General features: G+C 65.6%; 15 protein-coding genes. 14 read left to right on the forward strand and 1 reads right to left on the reverse strand.

All coding sequences use genetic code 11. The annotated features are described in order from the left end of the window. The first annotated feature begins 6 nt into the window (after positions 1-6). The 10 genes from ABGN05_RS12995 to tatC all read left to right on the forward strand — a co-directional run bounded on the left by ABGN05_RS12995 (position 7) and on the right by tatC (position 12,093). Positions 7-1,227: a deoxyguanosinetriphosphate triphosphohydrolase gene (locus tag ABGN05_RS12995; protein WP_367954477.1), complete on the forward strand. Its 1,221-nt coding sequence runs from the start codon at positions 7-9 to the stop codon at positions 1,225-1,227. 58 nt (positions 1,228-1,285) lie between these two features. Continuing rightward, entirely contained in the window at positions 1,286-3,043 is a 1,758-nt protein-coding gene (gene argS / locus ABGN05_RS13000) for an arginine--tRNA ligase (protein ID WP_367954478.1), read from the forward strand. 102 nt (positions 3,044-3,145) lie between these two features. Next, positions 3,146-6,340 (forward strand): SPOR domain-containing protein, encoded by a 3,195-nt coding sequence (locus ABGN05_RS13005; protein WP_367954479.1) that lies wholly within the window; start codon positions 3,146-3,148, stop codon positions 6,338-6,340. A gap of 142 nt (positions 6,341-6,482) precedes the next feature. After that, positions 6,483-7,502: a beta-N-acetylhexosaminidase gene (gene nagZ, locus ABGN05_RS13010; RefSeq protein ID WP_367954480.1), complete on the forward strand. Its 1,020-nt coding sequence runs from the start codon at positions 6,483-6,485 to the stop codon at positions 7,500-7,502. 54 nt (positions 7,503-7,556) lie between these two features. Further along, on the forward strand, positions 7,557-8,354 hold the full coding sequence (locus ABGN05_RS13015) for a segregation and condensation protein A (protein ID WP_367955126.1): 798 nt from the start codon (positions 7,557-7,559) through the stop codon (positions 8,352-8,354). Beyond that, positions 8,347-9,105, forward strand: coding sequence for an SMC-Scp complex subunit ScpB (gene scpB, locus ABGN05_RS13020; RefSeq protein WP_367954481.1), 759 nt, complete (start codon positions 8,347-8,349; stop codon positions 9,103-9,105). Before ABGN05_RS13015 ends, scpB begins: the two co-directional genes overlap by 8 nt. 57 nt (positions 9,106-9,162) lie before the next feature. Then, a complete protein-coding gene (locus ABGN05_RS13025; RefSeq protein WP_367954482.1) occupies positions 9,163-10,290 on the forward strand; it encodes an ABC transporter ATP-binding protein in 1,128 nt (375 codons plus the stop codon). A 35-nt stretch (positions 10,291-10,325) separates the two neighbouring features. Continuing rightward, positions 10,326-10,547 carry a twin-arginine translocase TatA/TatE family subunit gene (locus tag ABGN05_RS13030; RefSeq protein ID WP_367954483.1) on the forward strand — a complete coding sequence of 74 codons (222 nt, stop codon included), beginning with the start codon at positions 10,326-10,328 and terminating at the stop codon, positions 10,545-10,547. A 44-nt stretch (positions 10,548-10,591) separates the two neighbouring features. Next, complete coding sequence (gene tatB / locus ABGN05_RS13035; RefSeq protein ID WP_367954484.1) at positions 10,592-11,263, forward strand: Sec-independent protein translocase protein TatB; 672 nt, start codon at positions 10,592-10,594, stop codon at positions 11,261-11,263. After that, positions 11,260-12,093 (forward strand): twin-arginine translocase subunit TatC, encoded by an 834-nt coding sequence (tatC, locus tag ABGN05_RS13040; protein WP_367954485.1) that lies wholly within the window; start codon positions 11,260-11,262, stop codon positions 12,091-12,093. The genes tatB and tatC overlap by 4 nt, the downstream gene beginning before the upstream one ends. Positions 12,094-12,307: 214 nt before the next feature. On the opposite strand, the gene ABGN05_RS13045 is transcribed toward tatC, so the two are convergent. Next, positions 12,308-12,640, reverse strand: coding sequence for a GIY-YIG nuclease family protein (locus ABGN05_RS13045; protein ID WP_367954486.1), 333 nt, complete (start codon positions 12,638-12,640; stop codon positions 12,308-12,310). A gap of 583 nt (positions 12,641-13,223) precedes the next feature. Between ABGN05_RS13045 and serS the strand changes: the two genes are divergently transcribed. The 4 genes from serS (at position 13,224) to ABGN05_RS13065 (ending at position 17,830) form a co-directional block, all read left to right on the forward strand. Next, positions 13,224-14,792, forward strand: a complete 1,569-nt coding sequence (gene serS, locus ABGN05_RS13050) for a serine--tRNA ligase (RefSeq protein ID WP_367954487.1) — start codon at positions 13,224-13,226, stop codon at positions 14,790-14,792. Continuing rightward, positions 14,792-15,550: a 5'/3'-nucleotidase SurE gene (surE, locus tag ABGN05_RS13055; protein WP_367954488.1), complete on the forward strand. Its 759-nt coding sequence runs from the start codon at positions 14,792-14,794 to the stop codon at positions 15,548-15,550. Before serS ends, surE begins: the two co-directional genes overlap by 1 nt. After that, the gene (locus ABGN05_RS13060) at positions 15,547-16,200 is read left to right on the forward strand and encodes a protein-L-isoaspartate(D-aspartate) O-methyltransferase (protein WP_367954489.1); all 654 of its coding nucleotides are present in this window, start codon (positions 15,547-15,549) and stop codon (positions 16,198-16,200) included. Before surE ends, ABGN05_RS13060 begins: the two co-directional genes overlap by 4 nt. Positions 16,201-16,306: 106 nt before the next feature. Beyond that, positions 16,307-17,830, forward strand: coding sequence for a peptidoglycan DD-metalloendopeptidase family protein (locus ABGN05_RS13065; protein ID WP_367954490.1), 1,524 nt, complete (start codon positions 16,307-16,309; stop codon positions 17,828-17,830). Positions 17,831-17,850: the final 20 nt, after the last annotated feature.

Below are 17,850 nucleotides of genomic sequence, written 5' to 3' on the forward strand. Positions count from 1 at the left end.
GGGAGCATGGGATCGCAAGGGGAACTCGGGGACATCGGTTTCGGCTACAGGCCGCGCGCTCCCTATGCCTGCGATCCGACAAGGACCCGCGGTCGCTTTTATCCCGAGCCGGAAAGCGCCACGCGCACGCCATTCCAGCGCGACCGCGATCGGATCATCCATTCCACCGCCTTCCGCCGCCTCAAGCACAAGACGCAGGTCTTCATAGCGCATGAGGCGGATCACTACCGCACCCGGCTGACGCATTCGATCGAGGTGGCGCAGATCGCACGCGCTCTGGCCAGGGCGCTTCGCCTCGACGAGGATCTGGCCGAGGCCGTGGCCCTCGTCCACGATTTCGGCCACACCCCGTTCGGCCACACGGGCGAGGATGCGCTGGACCGCAAGATGGCGGCGTGGGGCGGTTTCGATCACAATGAACAGTCGCTGCGCGTCGTTACCAAGCTGGAACGCCGCTACGCCGAGTTCGACGGTCTCAATCTGGTGTGGGAGACGCTCGAAGGCCTCGTGAAGCACAACGGGCCGCTGACCGATGCGGACGGGGAGGGACTGGACTGCCCCCTACGCAAGTCGATCCGGGACTTCGACGCGCTGTTTCCGCTCGAACTCGCGAGCTATGCCTCGCTCGAGGCGCAGTCGGCGGCGATCGCCGACGATATCGCCTACGACGCGCACGACATCGACGACGGTCTGCGCTCGGGCCTGCTGACCCTGCCGATGCTGGAGGACGCGCCGCTGGCCGGCTCGATCCTCGCCTCCGTCCGCGACCGCTATCCGGATCTGGACCCAGTGCGGACGGGCCACGAACTGATGCGGCGCCAGATCACCGCGATGGTCGAGGACGTCATCACCGAGGCGCAGTGCCGCATCGCCGAGGAACGGCCCGGCTCCCCCGAAGCTGTCCGGGCGGCGGGCCGGGCCATGGTGGGCTTCTCGGTGGCAATGCGCGAGAAGGAGAGAGACCTCAAGGCCTTCCTCTACGCCAATCTCTATCGCCATCCCGAGGTCATGGCGGTCCGCGCCGGGGCGGAGAAGGTGGTCGAGCAATTGTTCGATGCCTATTTCGCCGACCCGAAATTGATGCCCGAGGGCTGGCGCGGCGTGCTCGAACGCGCCGGGCCGGAAGTAAGGGCGCGGCACGTCGCCGATTTCCTCGCCGGCATGACGGACAGCTACGCGCTGAAGGAACACCGGCGCCTGTTTGACCGCTCGCCCGATATCGGATAGGCGGAGCGCGCGGCGTCCCGGGGGCAGCCCCAAACTCTTCCAAGCCAGAAGGCGAACAATGAACATTTTCGCCGATTTCCACGATCGGATCAGCGCAGCCATCCTGTCGATCGGCCTTAAGACCGTCGACGGCTCCGACCTCAATCTCTCGCGCATCACCGTCGAGCCGCCGCGCGACGCCGCGCACGGCGATCTCGCCACCAACGCGGCCATGGTCCTGTCCAAGGCGGTGGGGGAGAACCCGCGCGCGCTGGCGCAGAAGATCGCTGAACGGCTGCAGCAGGAACCCGAGGTCGCGCGCGTCGAGATCGCTGGTCCGGGCTTCATAAACCTGTCGCTGGACGACGCTTTCTGGCAGGCGCGGCTCCGGGAGATCCTGTCCGCGGGCCACGCCTACGGACGCTCGACCATCGGGCAGGGGCGCAAGGTCAACGTGGAATACGTCTCGGCCAACCCCACCGGTCCAATGCATGTCGGCCATTGCCGCGGCGCCGTGGTGGGCGACACGCTCGCCAACCTACTGGCCTTCGCGGGCTACGAGGTGACCAAGGAATACTACATCAACGACGCCGGCTCGCAGATCGACGTGCTCGGCCGGTCGGTGATGCTGCGCTATCGCGAAGCCCTCGGCGAGAACATCGGCGAGATCCCGGCTGGCCTCTATCCGGGCGAGTATCTCAAGCCGGTCGCCAAAGCCCTGCTGGACGAGTACGGCTCCGGGCTGCTCGGAATGTCCGAGGAGAAGGCCCTGGCCATCATCCGGGACGCCACCATCGATGCCATGATGGAGATGATCCGCGCCGACCTCGCCGCGCTCAACGTCCGGCACGACGTCTTCTTCTCCGAGCGCAGCCTCCACGCGGGCAATGGCGGCAAGATCCGCTCCGCGATCACCGACCTCACGCTCAGCGGCCATGTCTACAAGGGCAAGCTTCCCCCACCCAAGGGCCAGAAGCCGGAAGACTGGGAAGACCGCGAGCAGACGCTCTTCCGTTCCACCGAGGTCGGCGACGACATCGACCGGCCGCTCGTCAAGTCGGACGGCACCTTCACCTATTTCGCCGCCGACGTGGCATACATGAAGGACAAGTACGAACGAGGCTTCGAGGAGCTGATCTTCGTCCTGGGCGCCGACCACGGCGGCTATGTGAAGCGTCTCGAGGCGCTTGCGAAGGCTCTCTCGGGCGGCGATCTCAAGGTCGCGGTCCTGCTCTGCCAGCTCGTGAAGCTCTACCGCAACGGCGAGCCGGTGCGCATGTCGAAGCGGTCGGGCGAGTTCGTGACACTGCGCGATGTGGTCGACGAGGTCGGGCGGGACCCGATCCGATTCATGATGCTCTACCGCAAGAACGACGCGCCCCTCGACTTCGATTTCGCTAAAGTCACGGAGCAGTCGAAGGACAATCCGGTCTTCTACGTCCAGTACGCGACGGCCCGCTGCCACTCGGTCTTCCGCCAGGCGGCCGAACAGCTGGGCGGCGAGACGTTCGACCGCGAGACACTTGGTGCGGCGGCGTCGAATCTCTCCGATGAAGCAGAGATCGCGATGGTCAAGAAGCTTGCCGAATACCCCCGCCTGATCGAGGGTGCCGCGCTCGCCCACGAGCCGCACCGGATCGCATTTTACCTCTACGACGTGGCCAGCGCCTTCCATGCCTTGTGGAATCGCGGCACCGACAATTCGGACTTACGCTTTCTTAAGGTTAACGATCCAGTATTGACCAGAGCCAGACTTGGGCTGGTGCAGGCGGTTCTGGATGTTCTTAGGTCGGGCCTGACTTTGTTGGGCACGGATGCGCCCGAGGAGATGCGCTGAAGGCCGGAACTGCCTGACACCATTTGCCCACATTACGCTGGTACCGGCGAAAAAGTTCGCAACGCCTCGGCGTTCCGATAGAGTGTGAGTGCGGGAAAAGGCATGGCAGACCTGAAGCAACTCAAAGCCAAACCCCTGGTCGACTTCCGGGAGAGCGATCCTCTCGCGGAACTGACCCGGATCATGGGGCTTTCCTCCCAGTCGTCGGAGGACGGCGCCATGGATGATTTTGGCATCGATCTGGAACGCGAACTTCTCGGCGACTTCGGCGATGCCGAACCTGCCGCGATGAAGGATGCGCCGGCGACTCGGCCCGACGAGGACATGTTCATCGACGAAGATCACGTCGTCGCCGAGGTCACTCCCCATCATCCGGCGGTGACCAGGGCGGAACATTCGAGCGTCGAGGTCCGGCCGCGCGGAGAGGCCATCATGACCTCGCAGCCGGCCAGGCCGGCGTTACGTGTCGTCGATCATCCGGCGAACAGCCACGAAACCGGGTCTTCCTCCGGCGACCAGTCGCTCGAGGACGAGCTGGAGGCTCTTCTTTCCATGGACGCGGCGGGGGAGGTCACGTCCGGGCAGCCGGAGGCCGTGCCGGCGGATGTCGTGGAGCCGCAGGACCGGGACGATCCGCTCGACCGCCTGGAAGCCTTCTCGAAGGACTGGTTCGCCCGCCGTCGGGCCCAACATGAGGACCCGCGGCCGGAGCCTGAAAAGGCGGTCGCTGGCGACGATCTCTCCACACTCGACGAAATCGACGACCTTGCCTTGGCCGACGAGGATCTGACTGTCGAACCGCAAGACGCCCCGGTTTCGTATGTCGACGAGGTTCCGGTCGAAGCTGAAACATTTGTCGCGCACGACGTCGTGCGTCCGGAAGAATCCGAAGCCGAACTCGAAGCCGAAGCCGTGGCCATGGCACCCGCACCGCGGTCCGAACCCGAGCCGGACCTCGCCCCCGCTCCGGTGGCAGCCTCGCCACGGCCCGCTTTCGATCCCTCCGCCGATCCGTTCGCCGACCTGATGGCGATGGGTCGTCCGGCGCCCGCCGCGGACCAGCAAACTCCCGTCGACGTCGTGAAGTCCGAGCCGCCGGCGGCATCGGCTCCCGACGTTCGCCGTACCTGGGCCACGTCCCGGGAGGGGCCGCGCTACGTCGCGGCGGCCCCCATGCCCGAGGCGGAAGCCCCCGAACTCGAGGCGAACATTATCCCTGCGCCGGAGCAACCGGCCGCGGAAGCGGAGGCATCGGTCCGGCATTCTCCCGTTGCGCCCAGCCGGTTCAGCATCGGTCGCGTCGCCGCTCCCCGGATGCCGGTTGCGGCGCCCGTGGAGACGGCCCCCGCGGCACCGGCCGTGGAACCATTCGAAAGCATGGAGCCGGAACAGCGGGTCGAGGCGGACGAGCAGGAAGTCGCCGTCGGCGACGATACGTTCCAGGATGACGATTTCGACCTCGGCCACATGCTGGAAACGGAGCTGGCGGCCGAAGCCGAGCAGATCGCGCTTCGTGCAAATCCGGCACCGCAACCGGGACCGACCGAACCCGCCGCCCTTGGCCATGCCGCGCGTCAGCCCATATGGGGCGATTTCGGCGAACCCGACATCGATACGGTGGAGGTTCCGGTCACGCAGGTGGATGTCGCCCACGAGTTCGACATCCCCGATCTCGTCTTCGAGGATGAGCCGTCTCGACCGGGCGAGCAGGACGAACTCGATCTGGAGTTCGCCAGCGCGTTCGAGGATCTCTCGAGCGGCCGCCGCATCGAACCGGCGTCCTATGAGCCGCGCAAGGCATTCGCGGCCGCCGCGCCCGCCGATTTTTCGGCCGCGCCGGCAGCATCGCAAAACGACCGCATGCACGCCCGTACGGCCGTGGAAGCGGAATATCCCATCGATGATCTCGAAGGCTTCTGGGACGAGGCGCAGGAGACGGACGGCTATGCGATCGCCGAACCCGAGACCGGTCAGGTCTGGGCGGACGACGTCTACGGCGAGGCGCCCCATGACCCCGGTAACTTCCCGTCCGCCTTTTATGCCGATGGGCCGGCAGAAGCCGCGGAACCGGCGCCCAGGCGCCGCCGCGGCCTGGCTATAGCGGCCGTCGTCGCGGGCTTGGCGGTGGCCGGCGGTATCGGCGCCTTCATGCTGTCGTTCGGGAGCGGCGGGGACGACGCCGCGCCGGTCCTGGTTCAGGTCGATCCGACACCCGTCAAGGTACGGCCGGAAAAGCCCGGCGGCACCATCATCCCCAACGAGGACAAGGCGGTTTACGATCGTGTCGCCTCGGGAGGCGAGAATGCCGCCCCGGCGCAGGAGAAGCTGCTCTCGGCAAGCGAGGAACCGATCGACATCGCTCCGAAGGCGGCGGCCGTCGAAGCCGATACGTCGTTGCCGGGTGTCGAATCGCCGCTCGTCGAGGAAGGTGAACCCGTGGCCCGCGCCAAGGCCGAAGACAGGGTCGAGCAGGAGATCGTCGACGACACCGCGTCGCCCGCCGACGAGATCGCGAGCGTCGCGCCGCGCAAGGTGCGCACGCTGATCGTGCGTCCGGACGGAACGCTTGTTCCGCGCGAGGAACCGGTGGCAGCGGAGCCGCAGGAACCGGTCCGGCAGGCGAGCCTGTCGGAACCCGCAGCAGTGCCGGCGGCGACGTTCGAAAGCACCAGCGACAACCAGGCTGCCGCGCCGGCCGCCGAACCGGAGGCAACGCAACCGCCGCCGGCGGGCGTGATCGAGAAGCCGGCTTCGCAGGAGGTTGCAGCGCCCGCCGCTGCCGCTGCGCCGGAAACCGCTTCAAACGATGTGGCTGCCGAGCCGACGCCCGCCGCGGGCACGCCGGAAACCGCCCCCGTCCGGGTCGTGGAATCGAAATCCTTCAAGCCGGCCGGAGGTTCCACCCCCGATCGCGGACCCGTGGCGCCCGCCCGCCCATCCGACCAGCCCGTCGAGATTGTCGGCAGCGCCGGTGGAAATGCGCAGCGCGGGACCCAGGTCGCGGCGGCTGCTCCGGCAACCGCGCAACCCCCCGCCATTCCTGCCGCGCCGGCGGGCGGATGGTCCATGCAGATCGCCTCGCAGCCCTCGCCCGAGGGAGCCCAGAAGAGCTACGTCGACCTTGCGCAGCGCTACGGCTCGATCCTTGGCGGTCGCGGCGTCAACATCGTCAAGGCCGACATCGCCGGCAAGGGCACGTTCTGGCGCGTCCGCATCCCGGCACAATCGAAGGCCGAGGCGGTGGAGCTTTGCGAGCGCTTCAAGGCGGCCGGCGGAAGCTGCTTTATCGCCAAGTAAACATATCGCTCGCGCGAAACGGAATGGGCTGCCGACGGGCGGCCCATTTTCGTTTCAGGCGCAACGGTCGGAGCGGGACCGGCCGCGCCGAAGACAGGCACTGACAGGTGCGGCGTCGCAGCGATTCGTCTAGACTCCGGCCATGAGCGAATCAAAGGCGATCATCCTGGGCTGCGCCGGCAAGAGGCTGACGGATGAGGAGCGCGGCTTCTTCCGCGGCGAGAAGCCGTGGGGCTTCATCCTCTTCGCGCGCAACATCGGCGAAGCCGGCGAGATCCGCGACCTGGTAGTCGAACTCCGCGCGACGGTCGGGCGCGACGACGCGCCGGTGTTCATTGACCAGGAGGGCGGTCGCGTCCAGCGCATCCGTGCGCCGCTCGCTCCGGCCTATCCGACAGCCGCCGCGCTCGGCAATCTTCATCGGCGCGACGCGAAGGCGGGAGTGCGCGCGGCCTGGCTAATGTCGCGCCTGCATGCGTTCGATCTGATGCGGTTCGGCATCAATGCCGACTGCCTGCCGGTGCTCGACGTACCGGTAGAAGGCGCCCATGACGTCATCGGCGACCGTGCCTACTCGAGCGATCCGGCGGTGGTGGCTCGGATGGGACGTGCCGCCGCCGATGGCTTGATGGCCGGCGGGGTCCTGCCGGTGATGAAGCACATTCCCGGCCATGGCCGCGCCTTTTCAGACAGCCATCTGGCGTTGCCCGTGGTGGATGCCGGCCTGGAGGAACTGCGCGCCCGCGATTTCGCGCCCTTCCAGGCGCTGTCGGACCTGCCGATGGCGATGACCGCACATGTGGTCTACACCGCGCTCGATCCTGATAATCCGGCCACGACCTCGCCGAAGGTGATCTCCGAGATCATCCGCGGCGAGATCGGCTTCGACGGCCTGCTCATGAGCGACGACGTCTCCATGAAGGCGCTTTCTGGGGATTTCCGCCAGAAGACGCGCGCTATCCTTGCCGCGGGCTGCGATGTCGTCCTTCACTGCAACGGCGCGATGGACGAGATGCGCGCGGTGGCGGGCGAGGCGACGGTGCTTGCCGGAGCGGCGCTCGAACGTGCCGGGCGGGCGTTGTCCTTGCTCGGGCGGGACGACGGCGCCGAGGAACAGGCGCTGCGCGAGGAATTTGCCGCCCTGTTCGAGGCGGTTGCATGAGGAAGAAGCGGATTGGCTGAGGCCGGCAAGGGATCGAAGGGCACGCCCACGCCCCTGGAGCGCCTCTGGGCTCCGGACGAGGACACACGTGAACCGTCCGCGGCGCTGGTCATCGACGTCGCCGGTTTCGAGGGGCCGCTCGACTTGCTGCTGCATCTTGCCCGCAACCAGAAAGTCGATCTCGCGCGGATCTCAATCCTGGCGCTGGCCGAGCAGTACTTGGTCTTCGTCGATACCGCCCGCAAGCTGCGGCTGGAGATCGCTGCCGATTATCTGGTGATGGCGGCCTGGCTCGCCTACTTGAAGTCGAAGCTCCTGATACCGAAGCAGCCCGGCGACGAAGGTGAGAGCGGAGAGGAACTCGCTGCCGTGCTGCAGTTCCGGCTGAAGCGTCTCGAGGCCATGCGCGACGCCGCCTCCCGCCTCGTCAATCGCAACAGGCTCGGCCGCGACGTCATGGCGCGCGGCATGCCCGAGGTCGTCGTGCTCGAGAAGCAGACCCGCTATTCGGCTTCCCTCTACGATCTTCTCACCGCCTATGCGATCCAGCGCCAGCGCCAGGCGGTGACCAATGTCCGCATCGCCAGGCGAACCGTCTGGTCCTTGCAGGACGCGCGCGAACTTTTGACGCGTCTCGTCGGCCGAATGAAGGACTGGACCGCGCTCGATCGCTTTCTCGTCGAGTATCTCGCCCGTCCCGAGGAACGGGCGACCGCGATCGCGAGTTCCTTCGCGGCCTCGCTGGAACTCGTCCGCGAGGGCGCGCTGGAAATCCGCCAGCACGAAGCTTTCGCGCCGATCTATTTGCGGTCGCGTTCCAAGACGCCTGTCAGCGAGGTGAGCCATGCCTGAGCCAAAGCGTACGGCGGCGCCTTTTGCCGACGACCTCGACCAAGGATTTGACGACGACTTCGATCCGGTGGCGGAGAACGACAATCCGGCCGAACGCCTTCACATGGCCGAGGCGATCCGCATGGCGGAGGCCATCGTCTTCGCCTCGGCGGAACCGGTGAGCGAGAAGGCGCTTGCCGCGCGCCTGCCCGAAGGCATCGACGTGCCCGCCGTGATGGCCGAGATGCAGCGTCAGTACGAACGTCGTGGCGTCAACCTGGTCCGTGTCGCGGACGCCTGGGCATTTCGGACGGCCGGCGACCTCGGTTTCCTGATGAGCCGCGACGCGCCGCAGCAGAAGAAGCTTTCGCGCGCCGCGCTCGAGGTGCTTGCGATCATCGCCTATCACCAGCCGGTCACCCGTGCCGAGATCGAGGAGATCCGCGGGGTCGAGACGTCGAAGGGCACGCTCGACACGCTGATGGAAAGCACATGGGTCAGGATGCGCGGCCGCCGCCGCACGCCCGGCCGTCCGGTGACCTACGGCACGACCACCGCCTTCCTCGATCATTTCGGGTTGGCGGAACTGCGCGACCTGCCGGGCATTGACGAACTCAAGGGCGCGGGCCTGCTTTCGGCGCGCATGCCGTCCAACTTCTCCGTTCCCCTGCCGCCGGCCGATCCGGACGAACTGACCGAGGAAGAGGATCCGCTGACGGACATCGATCTGGAGGAACTCGGCCTGTTGACACCCCGCGGCGGGGATGATTGACGAAATCCTTCGTTGCGCGGGCAAGATTCCGCCGCGTTTCGCTCCGACGAAGGCATCATGACGCAAACGACGAGATCGCGGTCCGAGAGCGGGCGCGGCAGCCGCTCCCCGGCCGGGGTCAGCTTCGCCGCGCGGCTTGCGTTCGACGACATCTGGCACACCTTCGGCCCCGGCGCCGAAACGCTGCGCGGGGTCAGCGTGACGGCCGAACCCGGCGAGGTGCTGTGCCTGCTCGGGCCGTCCGGATCGGGCAAGACGACGCTCCTGAGGATCGCCGCCGGCATAGAGACGCAAACCCGGGGCAGGGTGCTCCTCAACGACCGCGAGATCGCCGGACCCGCCGTCTTCGTGCCGCCGGAAAAGCGCTCGATCGGCCTCGTTTTCCAGGATTTCGCGCTCTTTCCGCACTACACGATCCTCGACAACGTCCGCTTCGGCCTGACGGCCCTGTCCTCGTCCGAGGCGAAACGGGAAGCGATGACCGCCTTGTCGCGCGTCGGGCTCGAGCACCACGCGCGGTCGTTTCCGCACATCCTGTCGGGGGGCGAGCAGCAACGCGTGGCGCTGGCGCGGGCACTCGCGCCGCGTCCGGCCGTGCTTCTCCTCGACGAGCCCTTCTCGGGCCTCGATTCGCGCCTAAAGGACAGCGTGCGCGCCGAGACCCTGGCGATCCTGCGCCAGAGCCGCGCCACCGCCATCATCGTCACGCACGACGCGGAGGAAGCCATGCGCATGGGAGACCGCATCGCGCTCCTGCGCGACGGGGAACTCGTCCAGGTCGGCCCTGCGGAGGAACTCTACCAGCGTCCCGCCAATCTGTTCGTGGCGGGTTTCTTTTCCGAGTTGAACGTCTTCGACGGGCGCTGCGAAGACGGCAGCGTCGATACGCCGCTCGGCCGGTTCGAGGCTCCGGGTTTCGCTGAAGCGGAGGACGTCACCGTCGCGGTGCGTCCGACAGCGATCGAGGCGCACGAGCACGAAAGGGATGGCGCGACCGAGGCCAGGGTGATATCCCGGCGCTTCCTTGGCGACGAGGAAATCCTCGAAGCGGCGGTCGCGGGAGCCGAAATGCCGGTGCGGGGACGGATCAGGTGTGGCGCATTGTCCCCGGCCGCGCGCGATATCTGGCTCTCGGTCAGAAAGTCTGATGTGCTTGTGTTTGAAAGACGGGCCGAGAACGCTTAAGTCAGGGTACGAGTTTCTTTCGAAAGAGGATTGTCATGGGTTCCTTCTCGATCTGGCACTGGCTCATAGTGCTCGTGGTCGTGCTGCTTCTCTTCGGGCGCGGCAAGATCCCCGAACTGATGGGCGACATGGCCAAGGGTATCAAGAGCTTCAAGAAGGGTATGTCGGAAGAGGACGAGGCGGAGAAGGCTCGCACCGTCGAGCACCGCAACGACGAAACCGTCCCCACGCCGAAGGAAAAGGCCAGCAAGTCCTGATCCGGGCCTTGGTCCCGCAGAACTGCCTCGCCGGAATTTGAGCCATGTTCGATATCGGTTGGCCGGAGATGCTCGTGATCGCGGTCGTCCTGATCGTGGTCGTCGGGCCGAAGGATTTGCCGCGCATGCTGCGCCAGTTCGGCAAGACGTCGTCGCAGCTGCGCAAGATGGCCGGCGATTTCCGCAAGCAGTTCGACGAGGCCTTGAAGGAGGCCGATCTCGAAGATGTGAAGTCGACGATCGACAGCGCCCGCAAGCTGAACCCCGCCGCCGACATCCGCAAGGCGCTCAATCCGATGGAGAAGGCCGCCTCCGACGTGCGCGCCGGTCTCGACGGCCTGATGAAGCCGAAACCGGCCGACATCCCCGCGCCTGACGCGCCTGCCAGGGCGGAAGAACCCGCCAAGTCCGGTGCAACCGCCGGACCGGGTGACGAGGCAATCGGCAAGGTCGCCCCGCAGGAATCGGCTGCGACGTCCGCTCCTTCCGCGACCGCGCCGGCCAGCACCGCCAAACCCGCGGCCAAGCCGGCGACCGCAAAACAGGCCGCCGCGAAGGCGTCGACCGCGAAGGCTCCCCCCACGAAGGCGTCGGCCTCCAAGTCTCAGGCCGCCAAGTCTCCTCCGGCCGCCAAGGCCCGCGCCAAGACAGCCTCCGGCGATGCCGCGCCGCCTAGGAAGCCGGCGGGCAGGAAAACCACCGGGGCCTCTTCGTGAACGTCCACGACGACGACATCGACAAATCCTCCGCGCCGCTGATCGAGCATCTGATCGAGCTGCGCTCGCGCCTCATGTGGGCGATCGGCGGCTTCTTCGTCGCCTTTCTGGTCTGCTTCTTCTTCGCCAAGCAGCTCTTCATCCTCCTGGTCATCCCGTTCCAGTGGGCGACCGGCTGGGCGGGTCTCGATCCGACGAAGGTCGATCTCATCTACACCGCCCCGCAGGAATTCTTCTTCACGCAGATCAAGCTCGGCATGTTCGGCGGTCTCGTGCTCGCCTTCCCGCTGATCGCGGCGCAGATCTACAAGTTCGTCGCGCCGGGGCTGTACAAGAACGAGCGCGGCGCCTTCCTGCCTTTTCTGATCGCCTCGCCGATCCTGTTCCTGATCGGCGGAGCGCTGGTCTATTTCTTCTTTACCCCGATGGTGATGTGGTTCTTCCTGTCCATGCAGCAGATCGGGCCGGACAACGAGATCCAGATTTCGCTCCTGCCGCGCGTATCGGAGTATCTCGGGCTGATCATGACGCTGATCTTCTCCTTCGGCCTCGTCTTCCAGCTTCCCGTCGTCACCACGCTGATGGCGCGAGTCGGGCTGCTCACGGCGGCGGGCCTGGCCGACAAGCGCAAATACGCCATCGTCATCGCCTTCATCGTCGCGGCCGTGCTGACCCCGCCCGACCCTGTCAGCCAGCTCGGCCTCGCCATCCCCACGATCATTCTCTACGAGGTCTCCATCTGGCTCGCCCGCCGCGTGGAGAAAAATCGCAGCAGGGAAACGGCGGCGAAGGAAAAGCGCGAAGCCGAAGAGGCCGCCGGGACTTCCTGATCGGAGCTTCCTTATGGTGCGTGGTTCGACAAGCTCACCATGAGGGACATCGGGGCTGCATTCCGAACACGAGAGGCATTTTTGGCTGAGCGAACTCTTCAAGAGTAGCTATTGGGCAGCGCCTCAAATGATCATCATGATGAGGGCCACAAAAGCCCCTCATGGTGAGCTTGTCGAACCACGCACCATCCCCGACGAGCCTCCCACGTAGCCCTCACGATTCCGTCGAACCCACCGGCGGCCACACCTTCACATAAGCCGTGCCCTGCCGGTTCCGAGAAAGCTCCGGCAGCCTCTCGTAGTCCAGCGCGATCAGCGCTTCCTTCTTGGCGCGGCTCCAGCCCTTGATCTGGCGTTCCCGCTCGATGGCGTCGATGATGCGGTCGTAGGTTTCGGTGAACACCAGCTCCACCGGCCGGCGCTGCCGCGTGTAGCCGTCATAGACACCCTCGTTGTGCTCCCACACCCTTGCTTCGATCTCCTGCTTGGTCAGGCCGGTGTAATAGGAGCCGTCGGCGCATCGCAGGATGTAGACGGTGACTTCCATGGCGATTGTTCCAGTATGTCGGGACATCCTATGCGTGTCTCGGCTTCGGGTGCAATCGTATACGTGTCTGCGGCCTCATGGTGCGTGGTTCGACAAGCTTACCATGAGGGACATCGGTGGTTGCGTTCCGAACGATATTGGCTTTGCGAGACAAGCGACCTACTTGGGAACATCATTGCGGATAGCAACTAGATCTCCTCTCGGAGAGCGTGTCGATCACACACCATTGTCGAGCCCGCGGAGCCACCAACGTCCTACATGGTGAGCTTGTCGAACCATGCACGATGCAGGAGAGCGGTGAGCCACAGATTCCCTCATGGTGAGCCTGTCGAACCACGCACCACGGTTGAGCCCGCGGAGCCACCAAAAGCCCCTCATGGTGAGCTTGTCGAACCACGCACAAAGCCGAAGCGCCCCGTGAAGCCACCCCGCGATCCGCGTTGCGCCCTTGCGAACTCCCGGATTGCGGTTTACGCCCTCACCGCCTCGCATCGCTTCGGCATCGCATTAATGCAACGCTGCCGGGGCGAGGGGGTGGAAGGGGCGGCCGGACGCCCCTAAAGCAAGGGAAAAGTCTCACGCCATGCTCGACATCAGATGGATACGCGAAAACCCGCAGGCCCTCGCCACAGCGCTGGAAAAGCGCGGCTGGTCGGCGGAGAAGTCGCGGTCCACGGTCGACGACCTGATTTCGAAGGACGAGGCGCGGCGCGACCACGTCACCGAACTCCAGCAGAAGCAGGAGCGCCGCAATCAGGCTTCGAAGGAGATCGGCAACGCCATGCGCTCCGGCGACATGGCGTTGGCCGAGCGGCTGAAGGGCGAGGTCGGCGAGATCAAGGCCTTCGTCCAGAACGGCGAAGCGCGCGAGCGCGAACTCGACAAGGTGTTGGACGATGCACTCGCCGTCCTCCCCAACGTGCCGCTCGACGACGTGCCTGTCGGCCGCGACGAGCACGACAATGTCGAGGTGCGCCGCGTCGGCGAACCGCGCCGCATCAACTCGGCGAAGGAACACTGGCAGATCGGCGAGGCCATGGGCCTCATGGATTCTGAACGCGCGGCGAAGCTTTCGGGCTCGCGCTTCACGGTTTTGAAGGGGCAACTAGCGCGGCTAGAGCGGGCGCTCGGTCAGTTCATGCTCGACTTGCATACGACAGAACACGACTACATGGAGGTGCAGCCACCGCTGCTCGTACGCGACGATGCGATGTTCGGGACAGGGCAACTGCCGAAGTTCGGGACTGATTTGTTTTTTAGCACTGAAAGGCGAGAAGTTGACCGAATCGAGAACTTATCCAAAACACTAACGATGGAATTAATTAATAATGTTATAGATAGTTTTCATTTTTCTGACATTCAGAAATATTTAGAAAAAGAACTACCAAACACAAATCTCTCGGAAAGAGATACTTATAGGAAATATATTGAACAATACATAAATGGAGTGGAAGGGAATCCAGTTAATAATAGGTGGTTCTCCTACATTTCTGGGATTGACCAAGGGCCTCTTGCAGAAGCGGCAAAACGCCTTTGGCTCATCCCCACCGCCGAAGTCCCCCTCACGAACCTCGTCGCCAAGGAAATCCTCGAAGCCAAAAACCTCCCCCTGCGCTACACCGCGCTGACCCCCTGCTTCCGCTCCGAGGCCGGTTCGGCCGGCAAGGACACGCGCGGCATGCTGCGCCAGCACCAGTTCTACAAGGTCGAACTGGTCTCGATCACCGACGAGAACTCCTCGATCGACGAGCACGAGCGCATGACCGCCTGCGCGGAGGAGGTCCTGAAGCGGCTCGGCCTGCCGTTCCGCACCGTGGTGCTGTGCACCGGCGACATGGGTTTCGGCGCGCGCAAGACCTACGACATCGAGGTCTGGCTGCCTGGGCAGAATGCCTACCGCGAGATCTCGTCCTGCTCGGTCTGCGGCGATTTCCAGGCGCGGCGCATGGACGCGCGCTACCGGCCAATCCCCGAGGAAGGCCAGGGCAGGGTGCTGCCGCGCTTCGTCCATACGCTCAACGGCTCCGGCGTGGCCGTCGGCCGGGCGCTCATCGCGGTCATGGAGAACTACCAGAACGAGGACGGCTCGGTCACGATTCCTGAAGTTTTGCGCCCCTATATGGGTGGGCTCGACAGGATCGGAGCCCGGTGATGCGCATTCTCCTGACCAACGACGACGGCATCCACGCCGAGGGCCTGGCGGTTCTCGAACGGATCGCGCGCACCCTGTCGGACGACGTCTGGGTCGTCGCGCCCGAGACCGACCAGTCCGGTTTCGCGCACTCCCTGTCGCTGTCGGAGCCGCTGCGGATGCGCAAGATGGACGACCGGCACTACGCGCTGCGCGGCACGCCGACGGACTGCGTCATCATGGGCGTGCGCAAGATCATTGGCGGACTCCCCGATCTCGTGCTGTCCGGCGTCAACTCCGGATCGAACGTCGCCGACGACGTCACCTATTCGGGCACGGTCGCGGGCGCGATGGAGGGGGCTCTGCTCGGCATCCGCTCGCTGGCGCTGAGCCAGGCCTACAATGTCACCGGGGACGGCCGCATCGTCCCGTGGCACGTCGCCGAGACGCTGGCGCCGCCGCTCCTGAGGAAGCTCATCGAGACGGACATGCCGCTGGGAAGCTTCGTCAACGTCAATTTCCCGAACTGCGAGCCGGAGGACGTCGCCGGCAACCGCGTCACCACGCAAGGCAAGCGCGTGCATGGTCTGTGGATCGACGAGCGCAAGGACGGCCGCAACTTCCCCTACTACTGGCTGCGCTTCGGCCGGGAACCGGTCGAGGTACGCGAGGGTACCGATCTCGCCGCATTGCGCGACAACTACGTCTCGGTGACGCCCATGCAGCTCGACCTCACGGCGCAGGACCTGATCGCGCCGATGGAGCAGGCGATCGCATGAGCGTGGCGGTGGAGGATCGGGAAGGCTTCGCGGCCTTCCTGCTTCGCATGCGCGGCAGGGGCATCACGCGCAAGGAATTCATCTCGGCCGTTGAGTCCGTCCCGCGGCGCAACTTCGTTTCCGGGCAGTGGCATGAGGCAGCGTGGTCGGACCGGATGATCCCGATCGCCTGCGGCGAGGCGCTGGAAGGTCTCGATCTCCAGGCGCAGATCATCCACACCCTGGCGCTCGAGCCGCATCACAAGGTGCTCGAGATCGGCACGGGCTCCGGCTTCACCGCCGCCCTGATGTCGCGCCTCGCCTCCCGAATCGTCAGCGTCGACCGCTACAGGACCCTTGTCGACCAGGCGCGGCAGCGCCTCGACGCGCTGGGAATCGGCAACGTCATCGTCAGGCAGGCGGATGCGACGAAGGGCCTGCCCGGCGAAGGCCCGTTCGACCGCATCATCGCCTGGGTCGCGTTCGAAAGCCTGCCGCGCACCTTCGTCGACCAGTTGACCTCGGGCGGGGTAATGATTGCCCCGATCGGACCCGGCGACGACGTGCAGGCGCTTGCCCGACTCTCGAAGGTCGGAAGCCGCTTCGATCGCGAGGACATCGGCAAGGTGCGGCTGCAGCCCATCGTGTCCGGGATCGCCGCGAAAATCTGATCTCCCCGACGTTGAGATACTGCTCTTTTATTCGGCTTTAACCGGCCAGTAACATTAACGCGCTTTAATCCTGCTAGATTCTGTAACGGGTTACGCGAGTAAAGCGATGCGGCTAAGGGTTTCGGGGACGAGCGGGCGCCAATATTCCCGGTTTGCAGCAATTCTGGCTGCCACCACCTTCCTCGCGGGATGCAGTTCCGGCGTCACGCGCTTCAGCGAAGGCATCTTCACCGACGACATATTCACCGGATCGACGTCCAACCAGCGCGCCATCATCCGCGATCAGGTGGATCAGCCCTATCCGGGCGAGGCCCAGTCGGTCGCTGCCGCGGCGCCGGTCTCCATGTCGCGCAGCGCGGTGGAGCCGGTCACCACCGGCAACGTCGAGCGCGGTTCCCTGCCGCCCGCCGGGTCCGCCCCGGTGCGCAGCGCCAGCGCCGAACCCTCTCCGGTCGACCGGACCGTCACGAACACCACCACGGCGCAACCGGTCGCCGCCGCGCCTGCGCCGCGGGCTGCTCCCGCCACCGGCGAGAAGGGCTGGTCGAGCGCCGGCGGCACCGAGGTCACCGTGCGCCCGGGCGAGACGGTCCACAATCTCTCCAAGCGCTTCGGAGTCCCGAGTGCGGAAATCCTGAAGGCGAACGGCATGGCGTCGGGCGACCAGCTGGCCGCCGGTCAGAAGGTCGTGATCCCGACCTATGCCTATTCGCGCAAGGCTGGCGTTTCGGCGCCGGATGCCAACCCGAAGGTGGCCGAGGCAAAATCCTCCAGCGGCACCCGTTTCGACGTGCCCGCCGACAAGACGCCGCTGCCGAAGCCGGCTCCGGTCCAAGCTGCGGTGCTTCCGCAGACGCCGAAGCCAAAGGAACAGCAGGCGGGCGATCGTCAGACGGCGTCGAACACCGGTTCGACGTCGAGCGCCGGAAACGTCTATACCGTCGTGGCGGGCGATTCGCTCTATGCGATCGCCAAGAAGACCGGTGTGAGCGCAACCGACCTGAAGGCGGCGAACGGTCTCTCCGACGGCCATCTGCAGATCGGCCAGAAGCTGACCATCCCGGCAGGAGGCAGCACGCGCGTCGCCACGGCGACACCTGCAAAGGTCGATCCGGTCGTCACCAGCGCGACGAAGAACGCCGCCAAGGAGGCGACCGCAAGTCCGGTCACCGCCTATACGCCTCCCCAGCCGTCCGAGAACGCGATCAGGAAGGTCACCACCGAGACCGCCGCGATCGCGCCGGACGCGACGGGCATCGGGCGCATGCGCTGGCCGGCGCGCGGCCGCATCATCGAGGGGTACGGCCGCGCCGCCGGCGGCAAGGTCAATGATGGCATCGACATCGCCGTGCCGGAAGGGACCCCCGTGAAGGCGGCTGAGAACGGCGTCGTGATCTACGCCGGCGACGGGCTGAAGGAATTCGGCAACACCGTGCTGGTGCGCCACGAGGACGGCCTCGTCACCGTCTACGGACATACCAGCGAACTGAAGGTCTCCCGCGGCGACACCGTCCGCCGGGGCCAGGAGATCGCGATCTCTGGCATGAGCGGCTCGGCCGATCGTCCAAAACTCCACTTCGAGGTCCGTAAGGATTCCACGCCGGTGAACCCGACCGAATTCCTGGAATAGCCGGGAGATTCGAGCGCGAA

Source organism: Aquibium pacificum, assembly GCF_040839445.1.
GTDB classification, from domain to species: Bacteria; Pseudomonadota; Alphaproteobacteria; order Rhizobiales; family Rhizobiaceae; genus Aquibium; species Aquibium pacificus.

Bases quoted from the DNA above. Each gene is read 5' to 3' on its own strand.
- ABGN05_RS12995 (WP_367954477.1), top strand. From the start codon at position 7: ATGGGATCGCAAGGGGAACTCGGGGACATCGGTTTCGGCTACAGGCCG.
- argS (WP_367954478.1), top strand. From the start codon at position 1,286: ATGAACATTTTCGCCGATTTCCACGATCGGATCAGCGCAGCCATCCTG.
- ABGN05_RS13005 (WP_367954479.1), top strand. From the start codon at position 3,146: ATGGCAGACCTGAAGCAACTCAAAGCCAAACCCCTGGTCGACTTCCGG.
- nagZ (WP_367954480.1), top strand. From the start codon at position 6,483: ATGAGCGAATCAAAGGCGATCATCCTGGGCTGCGCCGGCAAGAGGCTG.
- scpB (WP_367954481.1), top strand. From the start codon at position 8,347: ATGCCTGAGCCAAAGCGTACGGCGGCGCCTTTTGCCGACGACCTCGAC.
- ABGN05_RS13025 (WP_367954482.1), top strand. From the start codon at position 9,163: ATGACGCAAACGACGAGATCGCGGTCCGAGAGCGGGCGCGGCAGCCGC.
- ABGN05_RS13030 (WP_367954483.1), top strand. From the start codon at position 10,326: ATGGGTTCCTTCTCGATCTGGCACTGGCTCATAGTGCTCGTGGTCGTG.
- tatB (WP_367954484.1), top strand. From the start codon at position 10,592: ATGTTCGATATCGGTTGGCCGGAGATGCTCGTGATCGCGGTCGTCCTG.
- ABGN05_RS13045 (WP_367954486.1), bottom strand. From the start codon at position 12,640: ATGGAAGTCACCGTCTACATCCTGCGATGCGCCGACGGCTCCTATTAC.
- serS (WP_367954487.1), top strand. From the start codon at position 13,224: ATGCTCGACATCAGATGGATACGCGAAAACCCGCAGGCCCTCGCCACA.
- surE (WP_367954488.1), top strand. From the start codon at position 14,792: ATGCGCATTCTCCTGACCAACGACGACGGCATCCACGCCGAGGGCCTG.
- ABGN05_RS13060 (WP_367954489.1), top strand. From the start codon at position 15,547: ATGAGCGTGGCGGTGGAGGATCGGGAAGGCTTCGCGGCCTTCCTGCTT.
- ABGN05_RS13065 (WP_367954490.1), top strand. From the start codon at position 16,307: ATGCGGCTAAGGGTTTCGGGGACGAGCGGGCGCCAATATTCCCGGTTT.